This window comes from Providencia sp. PROV261 (assembly GCF_028477945.1).
GTDB lineage: Bacteria > Pseudomonadota > Gammaproteobacteria > Enterobacterales > Enterobacteriaceae > Providencia > Providencia stuartii.
Window position 1 is genome coordinate 59,280 of the sequence record NZ_JAMPMC010000013.1, and the last position, 16,462, is coordinate 75,741.

General features: G+C 41.1%; 15 protein-coding genes. 7 read left to right on the forward strand and 8 right to left on the reverse strand.

Features of this window, described 5'->3' with window-relative positions:
- Positions 1-211 precede the first annotated feature (211 nt).
- Positions 212-1,405, forward strand: a complete 1,194-nt coding sequence (gene ydeE, locus PR675_RS08785; protein ID WP_014658366.1) for an efflux MFS transporter YdeE — start codon at positions 212-214, stop codon at positions 1,403-1,405.
- A gap of 33 nt (positions 1,406-1,438) precedes the next feature.
- Here the strand turns inward: ydeE and PR675_RS08790 are convergent, their stop codons facing one another.
- Together PR675_RS08790 and PR675_RS08795 are read right to left on the reverse strand one after the other, a co-directional pair.
- Positions 1,439-2,590 carry an MFS transporter gene (locus PR675_RS08790; protein ID WP_272582730.1) on the reverse strand — a complete coding sequence of 384 codons (1,152 nt, stop codon included), beginning with the start codon at positions 2,588-2,590 and terminating at the stop codon, positions 1,439-1,441.
- Between the two features lie 237 nt (positions 2,591-2,827).
- Positions 2,828-4,234 (reverse strand): aminotransferase-like domain-containing protein, encoded by a 1,407-nt coding sequence (locus PR675_RS08795; RefSeq protein ID WP_036940254.1) that lies wholly within the window; start codon positions 4,232-4,234, stop codon positions 2,828-2,830.
- A 151-nt stretch (positions 4,235-4,385) separates the two neighbouring features.
- Between PR675_RS08795 and PR675_RS08800 the strand changes: the two genes are divergently transcribed.
- Positions 4,386-4,547, forward strand: a complete 162-nt coding sequence (locus PR675_RS08800; protein WP_154598661.1) for a hypothetical protein — start codon at positions 4,386-4,388, stop codon at positions 4,545-4,547.
- Positions 4,548-4,776: 229 nt separating this feature from the next.
- Here PR675_RS08800 and PR675_RS08805 read toward each other — a convergent pair whose 3' ends face one another.
- The 5 genes from PR675_RS08805 to PR675_RS08825 form a co-directional block, all read right to left on the reverse strand.
- Positions 4,777-5,433 carry a Crp/Fnr family transcriptional regulator gene (locus tag PR675_RS08805; protein ID WP_036940251.1) on the reverse strand — a complete coding sequence of 219 codons (657 nt, stop codon included), beginning with the start codon at positions 5,431-5,433 and terminating at the stop codon, positions 4,777-4,779.
- Positions 5,434-5,454: 21 nt separating this feature from the next.
- Positions 5,455-6,723, reverse strand: a complete 1,269-nt coding sequence (locus tag PR675_RS08810) for a NupC/NupG family nucleoside CNT transporter (protein WP_014658360.1) — start codon at positions 6,721-6,723, stop codon at positions 5,455-5,457.
- A 26-nt stretch (positions 6,724-6,749) separates the two neighbouring features.
- The gene (locus PR675_RS08815; RefSeq protein ID WP_004919812.1) at positions 6,750-7,997 is read right to left on the reverse strand and encodes an adenosylhomocysteinase; all 1,248 of its coding nucleotides are present in this window, start codon (positions 7,995-7,997) and stop codon (positions 6,750-6,752) included.
- A 154-nt stretch (positions 7,998-8,151) separates the two neighbouring features.
- A complete protein-coding gene (gene ada / locus PR675_RS08820; protein ID WP_060561012.1) occupies positions 8,152-9,216 on the reverse strand; it encodes a bifunctional DNA-binding transcriptional regulator/O6-methylguanine-DNA methyltransferase Ada in 1,065 nt (354 codons plus the stop codon).
- A gap of 86 nt (positions 9,217-9,302) precedes the next feature.
- Positions 9,303-10,487 (reverse strand): MFS transporter, encoded by a 1,185-nt coding sequence (locus PR675_RS08825; protein WP_060561011.1) that lies wholly within the window; start codon positions 10,485-10,487, stop codon positions 9,303-9,305.
- A 123-nt stretch (positions 10,488-10,610) separates the two neighbouring features.
- Here PR675_RS08825 and PR675_RS08830 point away from each other — a divergent pair, with 123 nt between their 5' ends.
- Positions 10,611-11,510, forward strand: a complete 900-nt coding sequence (locus PR675_RS08830) for a LysR family transcriptional regulator (RefSeq protein ID WP_172955140.1) — start codon at positions 10,611-10,613, stop codon at positions 11,508-11,510.
- Here PR675_RS08830 and PR675_RS08835 read toward each other — a convergent pair whose 3' ends face one another.
- Positions 11,511-12,299, reverse strand: a complete 789-nt coding sequence (locus tag PR675_RS08835; protein WP_101495220.1) for a helix-turn-helix domain-containing protein — start codon at positions 12,297-12,299, stop codon at positions 11,511-11,513.
- A 195-nt stretch (positions 12,300-12,494) separates the two neighbouring features.
- Here PR675_RS08835 and PR675_RS08840 point away from each other — a divergent pair, with 195 nt between their 5' ends.
- The 4 genes from PR675_RS08840 to PR675_RS08855 all read left to right on the forward strand — a co-directional run bounded on the left by PR675_RS08840 (position 12,495) and on the right by PR675_RS08855 (position 16,435).
- Positions 12,495-13,037, forward strand: a complete 543-nt coding sequence (locus PR675_RS08840; protein ID WP_004919796.1) for a GNAT family N-acetyltransferase — start codon at positions 12,495-12,497, stop codon at positions 13,035-13,037.
- 218 nt (positions 13,038-13,255) lie between these two features.
- Complete coding sequence (locus PR675_RS08845) at positions 13,256-14,683, forward strand: Na+/H+ antiporter NhaC family protein (RefSeq protein ID WP_004919795.1); 1,428 nt, start codon at positions 13,256-13,258, stop codon at positions 14,681-14,683.
- A gap of 17 nt (positions 14,684-14,700) precedes the next feature.
- Positions 14,701-15,693 carry a D-cysteine desulfhydrase gene (locus PR675_RS08850; protein ID WP_004919792.1) on the forward strand — a complete coding sequence of 331 codons (993 nt, stop codon included), beginning with the start codon at positions 14,701-14,703 and terminating at the stop codon, positions 15,691-15,693.
- A 304-nt stretch (positions 15,694-15,997) separates the two neighbouring features.
- Complete coding sequence (locus PR675_RS08855; RefSeq protein ID WP_014658355.1) at positions 15,998-16,435, forward strand: GNAT family N-acetyltransferase; 438 nt, start codon at positions 15,998-16,000, stop codon at positions 16,433-16,435.
- Positions 16,436-16,462: the final 27 nt, after the last annotated feature.

The window sequence follows — 16,462 nt, forward strand, 5'->3', positions numbered from 1 at the left end:
TAGCGTAATCCTCTATAAAGGTACTGCTATTCCTTCTATTGCCTATTTAAAAAACCCTAATCCTAGATAAGAGTTATCCAATATCTTGTTTTTATCTTTTTCAGCCTTTGTACTGACTCAGCCATTCCCTGTTATCACAAAATTCGGTAATTTATCTATTTAACAGAGAGTGCTACAACTCAATAACAATTATAACGTTAGGTCGTGGGTCATGTTGTCTAAATCAAATATTTCAAATAGCGCTTTACTCTGCTCTTCATTGCTATTAACCATTGGACGTGGAGCAACCTTGCCATTTATGGCGATTTACCTGACACGAGAATACCAAATGGCTATTGATATTGTGGGGATTGCAATGTCTCTTGCCTTAACTATCGGTGTCTTATTTAGTATGGGCTTTGGTATTTTGGCAGATAAAGTCGATAAGAAACGCTGTATGCTAATCGCTATTATTGCGTTTATTTTGGGCTTTATTGCAATTCCACTCTCAAGTCATGCCGTGCTTGTGGTTATTTTCTTCTCGTTAATAAATTGCTCTTATTCCGTCTTTTCAACCGTACTAAAAGGTTATTTTTCAGATACTCTTCCTCTTTCTATTAAAGCAAAGGTATTTTCCCTTAATTACACATTTTTGAATATCGGTTGGACCATCGGCCCGCCTCTTGGAACATGGTTATTGATGTATAACATCAATCTGCCATTTTGGTTAGCGGCAATTTCAGCGTCAATACCCGTTTTCTTTATTCAACACTTTGTACAAAGTGTGAAACCTGCTCCCCACCAAGAAGGCCAAAAGCGCTTATGGAACCCCGCTGCGATGCTACATGACAGAGCATTAGCATGGTTTATTTTGTCCACTTTTCTTGGCTCGCTGGTATTTGGCACCTTCACAACGTGGATATCTCAATATGTTATTACTGTATCCAACAGCGAGTTTGCACAAGCCGTCATCGGGGTCGTGCTTCCCATGAATGCAGTGGTTGTGGTTACTTTGCAATATATGGTAGGTAAACGCCTTACACCAGATAACCTTAAGCGTTATATGACGTTAGGTACTCTCTTTTTTGTCGGTGGCCTTGCCACATTTATGGAAGCTGACGAAAACTTATACTTATGGGCGCTAGGATCCTTTATTTTTACTCTCGGTGAGCTGATCTATGCGCCCGGTGAGTACATGTTGATTGATAATATTGCGCCGGAAGGCATGAAATCGAGCTATTTTTCGGCTCAAGCCCTTGGCTTGCTTGGCGGTGCATTCAACCCGATGCTTACAGGGGTCGTGCTCACAGAGCTTCCCCCTAAAGCCATTTTTATTATTTTAATGTTCTTCACGGTATTAGCTTGGATGAGCATGCTCAAAGGTATGAACGTCAGCAAACAACGACAAATCTTACAAACTCAGTAGGTACGAAGGGGGAAGCCAACTCCCGCTTCCTCATTATTGACTCGACCGAATATCTAATACACTCAGCACAATGGCAATGGTCAGCATTAGCATAATGATCATACTCATGGTAACCAGCCCATGGTAGCTCAATTCCCATGATAAAAGTGGCAGCATAGAAAACAGTACAATGTTATTAAAACTTTCCGAAACGGCTAATACTTGACCTTTGTTTTCGCCACTGCGCATCGCAACCATGGTGGTACTCAATGGCGCAGCCATCCCCAAAAAACCGCCCCAAATAACTAAACATGCTGTGTGTACCACCAGTGGAACATACGCTAAAACAAATGTGAGTACCGCCACTGCCATCAGAGAGATGACTAATAACAATCGTTGGCTATCATTTGATAAAAAATGATTGAGCCGACCGACTAATAGATTTCCGATAAATAACCCCACTCCAAACGCAGCAACGACAACACCGATTAGCGCGCTATCAATTGAAAATTTCAGTCTGAGTACCTCTCCTGACAATAAGAAAACACTGACCGCAGTGCCGTTCCATATTGCTTTAGCACTAATAAAACGAACTATTTTTATATCCTGTAGCCACTGGAATCCCCCTTGTTTTCTCACGTCTTGATGAGGCTTTGAAGGTGGCAATATTTTACAGGCACAAAACCATACGATAAGACTTCCTACTGTTGTCATAATAAAGGGCGCGTACCATGTTAAATACTCTGTTAATACGCCTGCTAACACAGGCCCTGATACGATCCCTATCGTCATACCAACCATCACCATCCCCATCGCTGTGGATTGCTGACGCGCTGGGAAGATATCTGCAATTAAAGCAAAAATGGTGGGTACTATCGCCGCCGACGCTAAGCCACCACAAATACGGAAGAACATTGCGATAGTGAAGTTCGGAGAAACAATGATAGCTAGGCTATCTATCGCAAATAGAAACATGGCTACTAACAATAACTTTCGCCGATCGATGCGATCAGAAAAATAACCTATCACTGGTGCTGTAACCGCATAAGTCAGCGCATAAGCTGAAATTAGCCATGATGCTTGTGCGCTACTGACCGAAAAAACCTCAGCCAGCGGTGTTAATGTTGCAGATAACATAAATTCAGTAGTACCCACTAGGTAAACCGCCGTAGCAAGTACCCATAATAAGTAACGATATGGTTGCATAATAATTCTCTTGAATAATAGACAGCCCTTCCGTGAACACAAGGTCACAGATAGGTGTTAAGGGCGATGGGGAATAAAATTAAAATGGATTAAAACAAGAAGTTAAAAAGTGGTATCAGGAAATAAGATATGAATGTTTGAAGCTAACTAGATGTTTAGATCTTATAAAACATCGACGCGCTCGTCAAGAGGCATTATGGTGCCCTTTCATCAATAAAAACACCATAATACCTTTAATTATAAACGGGTTAATTTTAATGTTTCCCCCAATATCTTTATTCCATTAAGACGCCTTGGGATCAACGGCAATGCGTAGTTAATACGTAAATGATGTGTAAAGCATCCATCAGATGAAAAGTGCTCTCCTGTTAGCACAATCACTTTATTGCGCTGTAAAACATCCATTAATTTACGGTTATCCACCGGAGGATGCTCAACCCATAATGAAAAGCCCCCTTGTGGTCGAGAAATCCGTGTCATTGGCGGAAAGTGACTTTCCACTAGTTCTCGATACTGGCATTGCAGCTCACTATAATGTTGGCGCATAGCGCGTAGATGTGGGAAATAGTGCCCATCACGTAAAAAGTTAGCCATAACTTGCTGCATAAATATTTCTCCCGAACAGTGAGACAAATATTTTAAGTGCATGACTTTTTCTTTATATTTTCCGGGTATCACCCATCCTGTTCGCACCCCTGGGGCGATTGTTTTAGAAAATGAACTACAAAGGATCACCTGCCCATCACTATCCAATGATTGGATCGTCGATGGGCGCGGATATTCATACGCTAATCCCGCAAGAATGTCATTTTCAATGATCGTCACGCCATATTGAGTTGCCAGTTGCAATAGCTGCTGCTTATGTGTTTCAGGCATGGAGCAGCCCATAGGGTTATTGCAAGTCGGTGTTACCACAATAGCTTTTACTGACCAACGATGAAAAGCCTCTTGTACCCGTTCTAATTTGATCCCTGTCTGTGGATCTGTTGGGATTTCAATAATTCTTCTGCCTAATCCATACAGTGTCTGCAATAAACCAGGAAATGTCGGTGATTCTACCGCTATCACATCATCGCCTTGCGTCGATGCTTGAATAGACAGCGATAATGCTTGATGACCACTTGTCGTCGTCACGATATCGTCAGGCGTAAACAGGGTTTTATGATCAGAAATATGATGAATTTGCTCACGCAATGCTGGCAATCCTTGTAAGCAATCATACTCTAACATTAAGCGATTTTTACGACGGCTGAGCATATTCATTTCTTGCCACAGCGGCTCTAATGTTTTGTTATCGATATTCGGAACCGCGCAAGATAATGAAGTGATATTATCGCGCTCTTCTACGCGTAAAAAATCAATAGTTGGGTTCCATTGAGCGATATGTACTGGTTTTTGTATGTAATTTACCGCCTTAGGCAGTAGAGCCTCGGTTTTGTTTGGAATAACAAAATAGCCTGATTTAGGTACCGCATAGATCAGTTGCATTTTTTCTAGCTCACGATAAGCAAGCTGCGCTGTTGTTAAGCTGACCTCATGTTCACGCCCTATCTCCCTCACTGAAGGAAGTTTTTCACCACTTAAAAAGTCTCCTCGATGAATTTTTTCCTGTAATGTCTGCGCGATCTGTTTGTACAGTAACATCATTCAGCCCTTAACCGTTTGCATATCGCATTAATGTAATACAAAACTACCCATATTTGATCTGTATTATGCAAAAAACGCTATCTGTCACTTTTTTATGATTATTCTCTATGCAAACCTAATTGTAAATTTAAAGGTACAAGGGGGTTATATGGAATATGAACATAACAAAGGTGGTAAACCTTATTCTAAATTAATTTTAATAGAGCCTATCGTTTGGATATTGAAAAAATTAACCAATCCAATAAAAGCGATTTATTATCACTTTAAAACCAGAAAGAAATTTGAAAAATATAAAAACCAAAAAATATAAAAATCAATAATTATCAATAGGATAAACAAAAAAGCATTTTCATATTAATGTTATCTATAAAAGTTTATTGATTCTTAATTATAGTTAACCCTAAGTGTAAAAAGCTTAAATTATTTTTATTTTTCCTATACTCGATAAATAAAACGATCGATTACGCTATGTTATAAGAAGCTATCCTTTTAATTCATGATGTTATTTTCAGTCATGAAATAGTGATAGCTTTCCTTAATTAACGCGGAGCTAATAAAATGATGTGGCCTTCTTGCTGTATGATACCTTGTTCTTTCAACTTAAATAAAACTTTATCCAAATGGCGACGTGAAGTACCTAAAATTGCGGCTAACGTCTCTCTCGGTAAACGAATTTGGTGGCTCGATAGTTGCGTTAAAATGTACAGCAAGTTCTTTTCAATGGAATCAACGGCGGTCATCAATCGTTGTTCTCCATTAATTAATGAGCGTTTCGCCAATTGTCGATTTAAAAGAATGGATAAGCGGTGGTCTTGAGATAACCAAACTAAAAAACTATCAGATGGGATACGGATCACTCGTGCGTCCGTTAATGCAATCACATCATAGCGATAATGTTTTTGCTGGCACAATGCTTCCATCTCACCAAGAAATTCACCTTTATAACAGAATGTTAAAGCGAGCTCTTTACCACTATCAGCGAGTTTGTTCACCACAAACTCACCTTCAATGATAATATAGGTGTATTGGTTTTCTGTGCCTTGATGGATCAGTTTGTACCCTTCTTGTAAATGAATGGTACAAAAGGTATTTTTGACTGAGGGTGGCGCATGACGAAATAACCAATCAACATCGGGAAGTAGCTCTTGTTCACTGAACTTTAGCCACAACTCGCGAAAAGGAGTTTCATCCATCATACCTGCCACCCATCACTATGATTAACCTAAAATTAGCCCTGCTATAGCACCGTTCATTAAGTTCGCCAAAATAGCCGCACCAAATGCTTTGAATGCAATACTCGTCAATTCACCACGACGTTCAGGACACATCGCACCGATGCCACCTATCGCAATCCCTATTGTACCTATGTTAGTAAAACCACACAGAGCAAACGAGAGGATCACTTGTGTCTTAACGCTCAATGCTTCGCCTGTCGCTGGCAAAATAGAACCATCTAAATAAGGCTGTAGATTAGCATATGCAATAAATTCATTGAATAATACTTTCTGGCCTAATAACTGCCCTGCGAACTGAGCTTCATTCCAATCAACGCCTAACAGCCATGCTATCGGTGAAAATAGCCAACCAATCAACTGGGTGAGCGAAATTTCATAACCAGTAAAGCTAGTTGCCCACATCATTATGCCATCGAACATTGCAATAATAGCTAACAAAGCCAAGAGCATACCCGCAATATTCAACGCCATACTAACCCCGACGCTAGCCCCCTGAGTTACCGCATCAATGCTATTACGGTATTCAGATTTTTCGCCTTTCATGGAGCTGACCGTTGTATATTTATCACTGTTCTCTTTAGTTTCAGGGTAAAACAATTTCGCAAACAGTAATCCTGCTGGGGCCGACATAAAGGAAGCCGCCAGTAAATACTCAATTTTCACGCCATACTGGGCGTAACCAAGTAACACGGTTCCCGCAATTGAGGCTATTCCCCCAACCAAAATGGTGAAAAATTCTGAAGAGGATAAATATTTTAAATAAGGGCGGATCACTAACGGCGCTTCCGTCACCCCTAAAAAAATATTTGCAGCTGAAGACATTGATTCCGCTCGTGATGTTCCAAGCAAACGGTGTAATGCTCCACCAATCAAGATGATCAGTTTCTGCATAATACCTACATGAAACAGTAAGGCCGATAGTGCAGATAAAAACACCAGTACAGGTAGTACTTTAAATACAAAAATAAACCCATCGGCACCAAGCAGATCAAACATTTTGTCAGTGGCTAAGCCCCCTAACAAAAATTGTGTGCCTGTTTGTGTATAGTCTAATAATGCGGTGACTTTATCCGCCATCCACATCATAACGCGCTTGCCAGCTGGCAGATATAACATACAAAATGCAAAAGTAAATTGCATTAATAGTGCGATGGAAACGAGCCGTAGGCTTATCCTACGGCGGTTGTTAGAACAAAGGTATGCAACCAATAATATGACAGCAATACCTAAAAGGCTATTCAGTATCGACATCAGCGTCCTCCGCCTACTTTTAACTTTTATTTCAGTTCAAAGGCATTTAAATACTGGTACTGCCTATCACTGAGAGTATCGAAGGAAACACCCATATCTTGTAATTTTAATCGCGCCACTTCACTGTCGATTTCATCGGAAACAGCATACACTTTTTTATCCAGCGCATGTTTGAGTAGATATTCTGCGCCTAAGGCTTGTAAAGCAAAACTCATATCCATAATTTCTGCTGGATGACCATCGGCACAAGCGATATTGACCAGTGCTCCACGCCCCAACAAATAAACGGTACGACCATTTTTCAAGCAGTAGGCTTCAATATTTTGACGTGCTTCATAGGTACTCACACACAATTCTTGCAACGCATTAAGGTTAATTTCGTCTTCAAAATGTCCGGTATTACTAATGATCGCCCCTTCTTTCATTAAACTGAAATGCACCTCAGTCAGCACATCACAGCAACCCGTTGCGGTCACAAAAATATCACCTAGTGGTGCTGCGGCTTCCATCGTCATGACTTCAAAACCATCCATCTTCGCTTCAAGCGCTTTGATTGGGTCGATTTCAGTAATAATGACTTCAGCACCAAGGCCTTTTGCACGCATCGCACAGCCTTTACCACACCAGCCATAACCCGCAACAACCACTTTTTTACCCGCAATCACTAGGTTAGTTGTGCGCATAATGCCATCAAACGTAGATTGCCCTGTACCATAACGGTTATCAAAGAGATGCTTAGACTGCGCCCCATTAATGGAGATCACCGGGAAATTTAGCTCATGGCTTTTTTCACGAGCCATCGCCCTTAACACGCCAGTAGTTGTTTCTTCACAAGCGCCAATAACATGACCTGCATATTCAGGATAAACACTGTGTAATTCATGCACTAAATCGCCACCATCATCGATAACGATATGAGGCTCACATGCCAGTGTCTCTTTTACAAATTGTTGGTATTCTTCGGCGCTAGCACCATGAATTGCAAATGTATTGATACCACTTTTCACTAATGCCGCTACGATATCGTCCTTAGTCGACATAGGGTTACTACCAGTCACCGATACTTTCGCACCGCCAGCGGCAAAAACTTGAGCAAGATAAGCGGTTTTCGCTTCTAAATGGATAGATAATGCAATGCGTTTGCCCGCAAAAGGCTTCTCTTTACTAAAGCGAGCTTCTAAAGCACGCAATAGCGGCATATGAGCACGTACCCAAGCAATTTTTTGTTCGCCAGCCGGCGCTAGAGATAAATCTTTATAGATACTTGTGACCATCTTAAATTCCTTTCAATATGTTGCTTAGAATGAAGCAAAACATACAAAACGAACGATAGTCACAATAGGTCATTTGCCCATATTAGGTTGAAAAAGTGTTAACGAGATATAATTATGGCAAACAATTTTGCGTTGTGATTATTTGTTAAACGAATCATTTATTCACCGCTTCTTTATCCAACAACTGACGTTTACGTGCAATACCCCAGCGATAACCGGACAAAGCGCCATCATTTCGCACCACTCGATGGCAAGGAATTGCCACAGCCAGCATATTTGCCGCACAAGCGCCGGCAACCGCTCTTACCGCTTTTGGATGACCTATCTGTTTAGCTATATCACTGTAACTGACCGTTGTGCCAACAGGGATAGTGCGCAATGCTTGCCAAACACGTTGCTGAAATGCTGTACCGCGAATATCTAAGGGTAAATTTAATCCAATTTCGGGTGCTTCAACAAAACCGATTACTTGTGCAACCAACGTTTCAAACTCACTATCTCCCCCGATTAATTCAGCATGAGGAAACTTATCTTGTAAGTCTTTGAGCAGTTTTTCAGGATCGTCGCCCAACAAAATAGCACAGACCCCGACTGAACTTTGCGCCACTAAAATATCGCCTAATGAGCACATGGCTAATGCAAAGTAGATTTTTGCTCCCTCGCCACCAGTTTTCCATGCTGTTGGCGTCATGCCTAAGCGCTCTGCCGAGGTTTCATAAAAACGGCTATCTGAACTAAATCCAGCATCATAAATCGCATCAGTAATACGCGATTGCTGCTGTAATTGCTGACGCAGCTTCCCATGCCGGTAAGCATCAGCATAAGCTTTTGGGGTAAGCCCTGTTTGAGCTTTGAATAAGCGATGAAAGTGATAGCGACTGATCCCCACAAAAGCGGCAATATCATTGAGTTTCACTGACGTACCGCTTTGTTCTATATAGCGGCAGGCTTGTGCAATTTTTTCTTGGTAAAATTGTTCAAGTTGAGCAGCCTCTTTCGTGCTACGTTTACCGGGCCGGTAACCTTTATCTAACGCCTGTTGTTCGTTATCAAAAAACTCGATATTCTCTCGTTTCGGTAAACGCCCCGCGGCTGACGGATGGCAGTAAATGCGTGAAGTACGGACACCATAAACAAAATGACCATCCGCGGCTTTATCGCGGGCAACAATCGCTTGCCAACGTGCTTCATCACTTAACCATTTGTTTACTGTTGCCATAGCCATACTCCATTTCTATCGTGTGTTGCCGCCATTATTCGTTAAATAAGGCAGCAACAAACTCCATCTCTTGCTTTTTAGTCGCATTAGTCACAGATGCAGACCGCTGGCTGAATACTTTCTTTTCGTAAGTTTTGACGTACTTTCAACCATAAAACCACAATACCTAATAATGCGACTAACGTTCCCATATAACTCACCGTTGAGTAACTGTAGCCAAATGATAATACGCTAGCCCCAATCGCTGCACCAATCGCATTACCGAGGTTAAAAGCGCCTACATTCACCGAAGATGCTAACGCTTGCGCCCCAACCGCGGCTTTCATGACTAAAATTTGCAAAGGGGGAACAATACCAAAACTAAAAATACTCCACAGGGCTAACCCTAGTCCGGCACCTATTGCTGTCGTACCTATCATTGGGAAAATAACCATACTTAAGGCCAACATGCCAAAGAACACAAACAATGTTCCATATAAAGTGCGATCCGCAAATCGCCCACCAAGATAGTTACCGATAGAAAAACCGACACCGATAATCACCAGCATTAGTGTGATCATTGAGTCAGAAGCATCAATAAATTGCATTAACATCGGTGCGACATAAGTATACAAGGTAAACATCGCACTAGCTCCTAACACCGTACTTAACATGCCTAACATCACTTGGGGTTTTCGTAAAATACGCAATTCAGCCCGAACGTTGACAACTTGACCCTTTAAATGGCGAGGCAACGCCAAGACTAAACTAATGAGTGTGATAACGCCTAACCCTGAAATGACAAAAAAAGCCTGTCGCCACCCTATGACTTGGGTCAGTTTTGTCATCAAAGGTACTCCACCTATATTGGCGATCGTTAACCCCATAAACATCGCAGCGATTGCACTAGCTTGCTTACCAGGAGGAACAACACTCGCGGCAACCATTGCCCCTAACCCGAAAAATGCACCATGATTTAAGCTAGTCACCAATCGAGAAAGTGACAGCGTCACTAAACCAGGTGACATCGCAGATAATAAATTGCCTATGGTAAATATAGACATAAGTAAGATCAGTGCGTATTTAGGGCGATATTTGACTAATACCAATGTCATTATAGGAGCACCAATCATGACACCTAACGCGTAAATAATCACAATTGATCCGATAGAAGGAATAGCCACATTCAAGTTGCTGGCAATATAAGGCAACATCCCCATCGGGGAAAATTCAGTTACGCCGATAGCGAATGCACCTATCGATAATGCAAAAAGTGCGACATTGATTCTCATAAATAGACCTTGCTAATAAATACTTATTTTTTATTGAGTACACTAAAGTGGCGTGATCTTTTCATATTGATGTGTCATGAAAAAGCCGTTAAGGTGAGAAAAACTTTTGCCGGAATTGCAAAAATGAAAATGACCTTTGAAGAGTTGCAAGTATTTATTAGCGTGGTTGACTGCGGCTCTATTACCGCAGCGGCAGAACAGTTGAATATGACAATATCAACAGTTAGTCGTACCCTTCTTAGGCTTGAAGAAAAAATACAAACAACCCTGATTTATCGCACAACACGTAAAATTAAACTCAGTGATGAAGGGGGAGCATTTTTGCAAAAGGCGCGAGAGATAGTCCAGCTTGCTCAAGAAGCCGAAGAGATGTTATCAGCACGTCAAACCATTCCATCTGGGAAGTTGCGTATTGATGCGTCGACGCCTTTTTTAACCCGTGTAATAGCACCTTTGCTCCCATTATTTAGTGAGCAGTACCCACAAATTGAGTTAGAAATTACTAATTTTGAAGGGTTTACTAACCTATTAGAGAAAAAAACAGATGTCGCCTTTCGGATCGGCTCTCTAAAAGATTCATCATTAAATGCAACATTAATTGGTTATAGTCAAAAACGGCTACTTGCTAGCCCTGCTTATCTCAAAAAATATGGTGTTCCCAGCAGCGTTGATGATTTAATTCACCATCGTTTGCTAGGTTTTACTGCTCCGGAAACATTAAATATTTGGCCGATAAAAATGGCAGATGGCACACCACTTAAAATAACGCCAGATATTGCCGCAGCCAGCGGTGAAGTGTTATTCCACTTAGCGGTTCAAGGCTGTGGGATCTTACTTTCTTCTGATTTCGTTAGCTATGAGGCACTCGCAAATGGCCAATTAGTGCAGGTTCTAACTGAACAGACCGATGAGGTAAAACAACCTATTCATGCTGTTTACTATCGCAACCAAGCGGTTTCACCTAGGTTACGCTGTTTTATTGATTTTGTGAAAAAGCATGGCACGCAGATTGAGACAAGCTGATTAGTCAGTAACATCACGACGATGACCTTTTTTAAAATTAGATAAGGTTAGCCCTGTATGCCGTTTAAAATATCGACAGAGATAAGAGGTGTCCTCAAAGTTGAGTTGCGCCGCCACTTCTTTGATTGATTTATCTCCACCACCTAACAACGCTTTGATTTCGAGTACAACTTGCCTATCAATCAACGCCTTTGGGGTATCATTAAAAAAATCGCTGGTGATTTGAGACAAATAAAATGGTGTGACGGCTAATTTCCGTGCATAAAATTGGACGTCTCGATGCTCTTTACAATACTGTGTGATCATATCCCAAAAACGCCAGCACAACTGTTCTTTACGGCTTTGTTGTGCTTTTTGTTTAAGGGGTGTTGGTGGCATTTTATTGGCTATCAATAGAAAGAAATTTTGCACATGATGGCATAACATGGTCGTTACGTATTCGCCCTGTTGTTGAATAATAAAATCGAATAACGCTTGCCATTGCTGTAACGCAGCCAAATCAGCTTGCTCCACAGATAGCACCGGCGACGCATTAAAAAATGCAAACAGTGGATTTGGTAACTGAAAAGCGACATCAACTGCAAAATTCTTTTCAAGTAAAAAATAATCAAACAGAGAAGCCCCTGAACACTGTTGCACCATGACAAACGTATCGTCATACAACACAATGATGTCATTTGCTTTTACGACATATTTTTTAAAATTAATATTAAAAACGGCTCTTCCTCTTTTACAAATCAATACGGCGACATAGGTTGGTACAAGTGGCGTTAACTGTGATCTTGCCAACGTTGTCTCCCCCGTGCTTATAACATGAGGTACACAATATCGGTGATTAAATGAGTTCAGCATGCAGGCCCTCTGTGAGCGTCAATATGGATAATGTGTTGGCAAAAGTACCTAAAGTAACGAGGTTTTGCGCTTATTTCTATCACAAAAATACCTAAAATAGGCAGTATCTAGAAAACAATAAGGAAAATCTCGATGAAACTTTATACTGAAAGGCTAATTTTGCGCCCTTGGCAAGAAAGTGATGCTAACGACTTGTATGAATACGCGAAAGATGAACGTGTTGGACCTATCGCGGGTTGGCCCCCTCATAAAAGTGTTGAAGAAAGCCGCTCCATCATTAAAACGATGTTTATGCGTGACGAAGTTTATGCTGTCGCTTTAAAAGAAGATAACCGTGCTATTGGTTTAATTGGTCTGTCCATGCAGGCTGATAGCCAATTACCTATCGGAAAAAACGATGCTGAAATCAGTTATTGGATAGGAGTACCATTCTGGGGGCGAGGCTTAATCCCTGAAGCGGTTCGCGAGATCATTCGCCACGGATTTGCCGATTTAAAATTAGAGAACTTATGGAGTGGTTATTTTCAAGGCAATCTGCAATCTAAAGCCGTTCAAGAAAAATGCGGATTAACCCATTACGGCACCCTTGAACCCAAATACATGGAATTAATAGGTGAAACGAAAATTGAAGAAATAAGTCGGATCACTTATCAAGAATGGAAAAACCGCACATAATTTCTTTGTTCATAAACAACAGTAAAAGAGCTATTGCCTAATGGCTCTTTTGCCTATAACTATCATTTTTATACACTTCCGGTCGATTCAGGCCGATTTTTTTGTTACAAAACGCTGCGAATAAACAGTTATCTATTCATTAATCTTACCTATCAGTGCTATGATTTTTCGATAATTATAATTTTAAAATAAAAAATTCATTGCAAATAGGTAACCACATGCAAGATTATGGTATTTGGACAGTTATTACTCCCATCGTCACTATTCTATTGGCGATCCTCACCCGCCAAGTCATGCTTTCGCTCATGCTAGGGATCTTGGTCGGCTTTACCGTTATTCATGACCACAATATATTGCTTGGGATCAAAGGAACTGTCGATGGCGTTATTGATACCTTCGCATCACCGGGAAATACACGCACGATAGTCTTTATGGTGATGATTGGTGGAATTATGCGCTTAGTTGTAGTCACGGGAGGCGTTCGCGCATTAGTCCAACTACTTTCCAATCGGACACAGCTAGTCAAAAACCGAGTCACCACTCAACTTTTGGCTATTTTGATCACCTCATTAATTTTCATAGAAAGCTCCATTAATCAGCTAGTCGCAGGCGCTTCGACTAAAAACCTCGCACGCAAATACGCCGTCGCACCGGAAAAAATGTCTTATATCATCCAAACCGCTTGTGTTTCTGTTTGCTCTTCCGCGGTTATCAACGGTTGGGGGGCAGTGATTATGGGGTTAATTGGCGTCCAGATCTCACAAGGGCTTATCACTGGTGAACCTTTTGATATTTTGATTAAATCAATCGGTTATAATTTGATGGCTTGGTTGTCGCTTGCCACTATTTTATTCTACGTATTCACGAATATATCTTGGGGCCCAATGAAAAAGGCTGAGATGCGATATCAGGCTAATCATACCGTGGAAGCCGATTCTCAGCAGCATGACGCAGATGACGAAACGGATATTATTGATCACCCCAATGCTCACTCCGTTTTGAACTTTTTCATTCCTATCCTTTCAACTGTATTAATGGTTCCCGTTGCCTTGTATATCACTGGTGATGGTGATTTTAGTAAAGGAAGTGGCTCAACGTCCGTTTATTGGGGAGTCATGTTTGGTACAGCTGTCTCTTTTTGCTGGTTTATTGGGCGTCGATTGCTCAATATTGAGCATTTCTTTCAAGAATTATTCATTGGCTATGCCAATATGCTAAAAATCAGCTCAATTATGATCTTAGCCTTTTTAATGGGGAATGTTTCAGCGGAGCTAAATACAGGGACTTATATTGCCAGCGTCACACAAGGGGTGATGGCTCCCGGCTTCTCTATTGGCTTTGTTTTTATCATTAGCGCCATTATGTCGTTGGCAACAGGAACTTCATGGGGCACCTTTGCCATTATGATCCCTATTGGCGTGCAGCTAGGGATATCCGTCGGTATGCCTATTGAATATATGATAGGTGCCGCCATTTCTGGATCAATCTTTGGTGATATGACCTCACCCATTTCCGCTGATGCGATCGTCGCGTCAATGGCGACAGATTGTGATCATATTGAGCATATTCGAACACAAATGCCCTATGCATTAGTCACTGCAAGTATGGTACTCGCTATTTATCTATACTTAGGTTTTTCACATTAGTTTCCGAGGAAGTTGACATGTCACTACAACAAAAACTAGCCCAATTTACCAAGTTGAGTTTGAACAAAAGCTCGACTCCCCTTGAACGACTTGAAAACTTATCTCGTGTATATGGTCGTGAGATCTTTATTAAACGTGATGACATTTCGCCTCTCGCGATGGGAGGAAACAAACTACGAAAATTAGAGTTTCTTATTGCTGACGCATTAGAGAAAAAGGCAAAAGTGATTGTTACCGCAGGTGCAATTCAATCTAATCATGTGCGCCAAACGGCGGCAGTTGCGGCTATGTATGGGCTAAGATGTATTGCTTTACTGGAGAACCCTATACAAAGTGACGACCCTAATTTTTTGCATAACGGCAATAAATTGCTGACCAATCTATTTGGGGCTGAATCTGTCATGTGTGAGGCTTTAACCGACCCTCAAGCTCAAATGGAAGAACTCATTCAAACATTAGCATTAGAAGATGCTTATATTGTTCCTGTCGGTGGCTCTAATGCCCTTGGCGCTCTTGGCTATGTTCAATGTGCCATCGAAATTGCTCAACAAAAGCCTTTAGAAGTGGAGTTTGATAAAGTCATTGTGGCTTCGGGCAGCGCGGGCACCCATGCAGGTCTGGCTATCGGCCTACAAGAGCTGTTACCTCACTCTCAAGTCATAGGTGTGACAGTGTCACGTTTTAAGCAAGATCAGGCACCAAAAGTTGAAAAAATACAGCGGGAATTAGCTGAACTACTCGCTATTTTAAAAACGCCAGAAATAGCGCTCTGGGATGGATTCTTTGAACCTATGTATGGCATGCCAAATCAAGCAGGCCTAAACGCTATCACCCTACTGGCTCGCAGTGAGGGAATTTTGTTAGATCCTGTTTATACAGGCAAAGCAATGGCTGGTTTAATCGATTATTTAGAAAACTCAAATGAAAAAACGCCGGTCCTGTTTGTGCATACAGGGGGCGCACCAGCCCTATTTGCTTATCCCGAAATCAACAAAATAGTTAATCAATAATTAAAAACGGCTCATGCTATTGTGAGCCGTCTTCTCATTTACCGCGATTAACTTAGGCTGATAATCCCCTTCATATCCCCTATGCAAAACAGCACTCCCAACATCAATTGATCTATAAATCAGCGGTATTCACCTAGATTTACGCTTCTTAAACAAATAATAAGCGCCATGGTTAAACACCGTCAATCAGCCAACCTGTTCATCTCCTCACTCTTTTTTCGCGCCAAAAATGCGCTATACGGACGTTTCTGTAGGCATTGAATAATGAGTTGTATAGACTAATTATTCGATATGGGAGGCAAAGATGAATCTTCAATTACGTACAATAACCAAAGAAAATTACGAAGCAATATCATTACTTGAGGTGTTTGAAGAACAAGAAGATTTTGTTGCTTCAAATACATGGTCTCTGCTTGAAGCAGCATATAATAAGGAGTATGTCACTAGAGGCATTTATCTGGATGATACCCCCGTAGGCTTTTTTATGTGGGTGCCGAAATCGGATAACACCGTTGCTATTTGGCGCTTTATGATTGATAAGTCACATCAAAATCATGGTATTGGCCGTCAAGCAATGGCGTTAGCCCTAGCAGAAATTAAGCAAGATAATTCATTGCAAGCCATTGAAATTTGCTATAACCCTAAAAATAGCGTCGCAAAATCATTTTATTCATCATTTGGTTTTCAAGAGATTGGGTTAGATGAAGATGATGAAGAAATGCTTGCTATGATGTACTTATAATATTAACAATCTGAAAAATAATATATT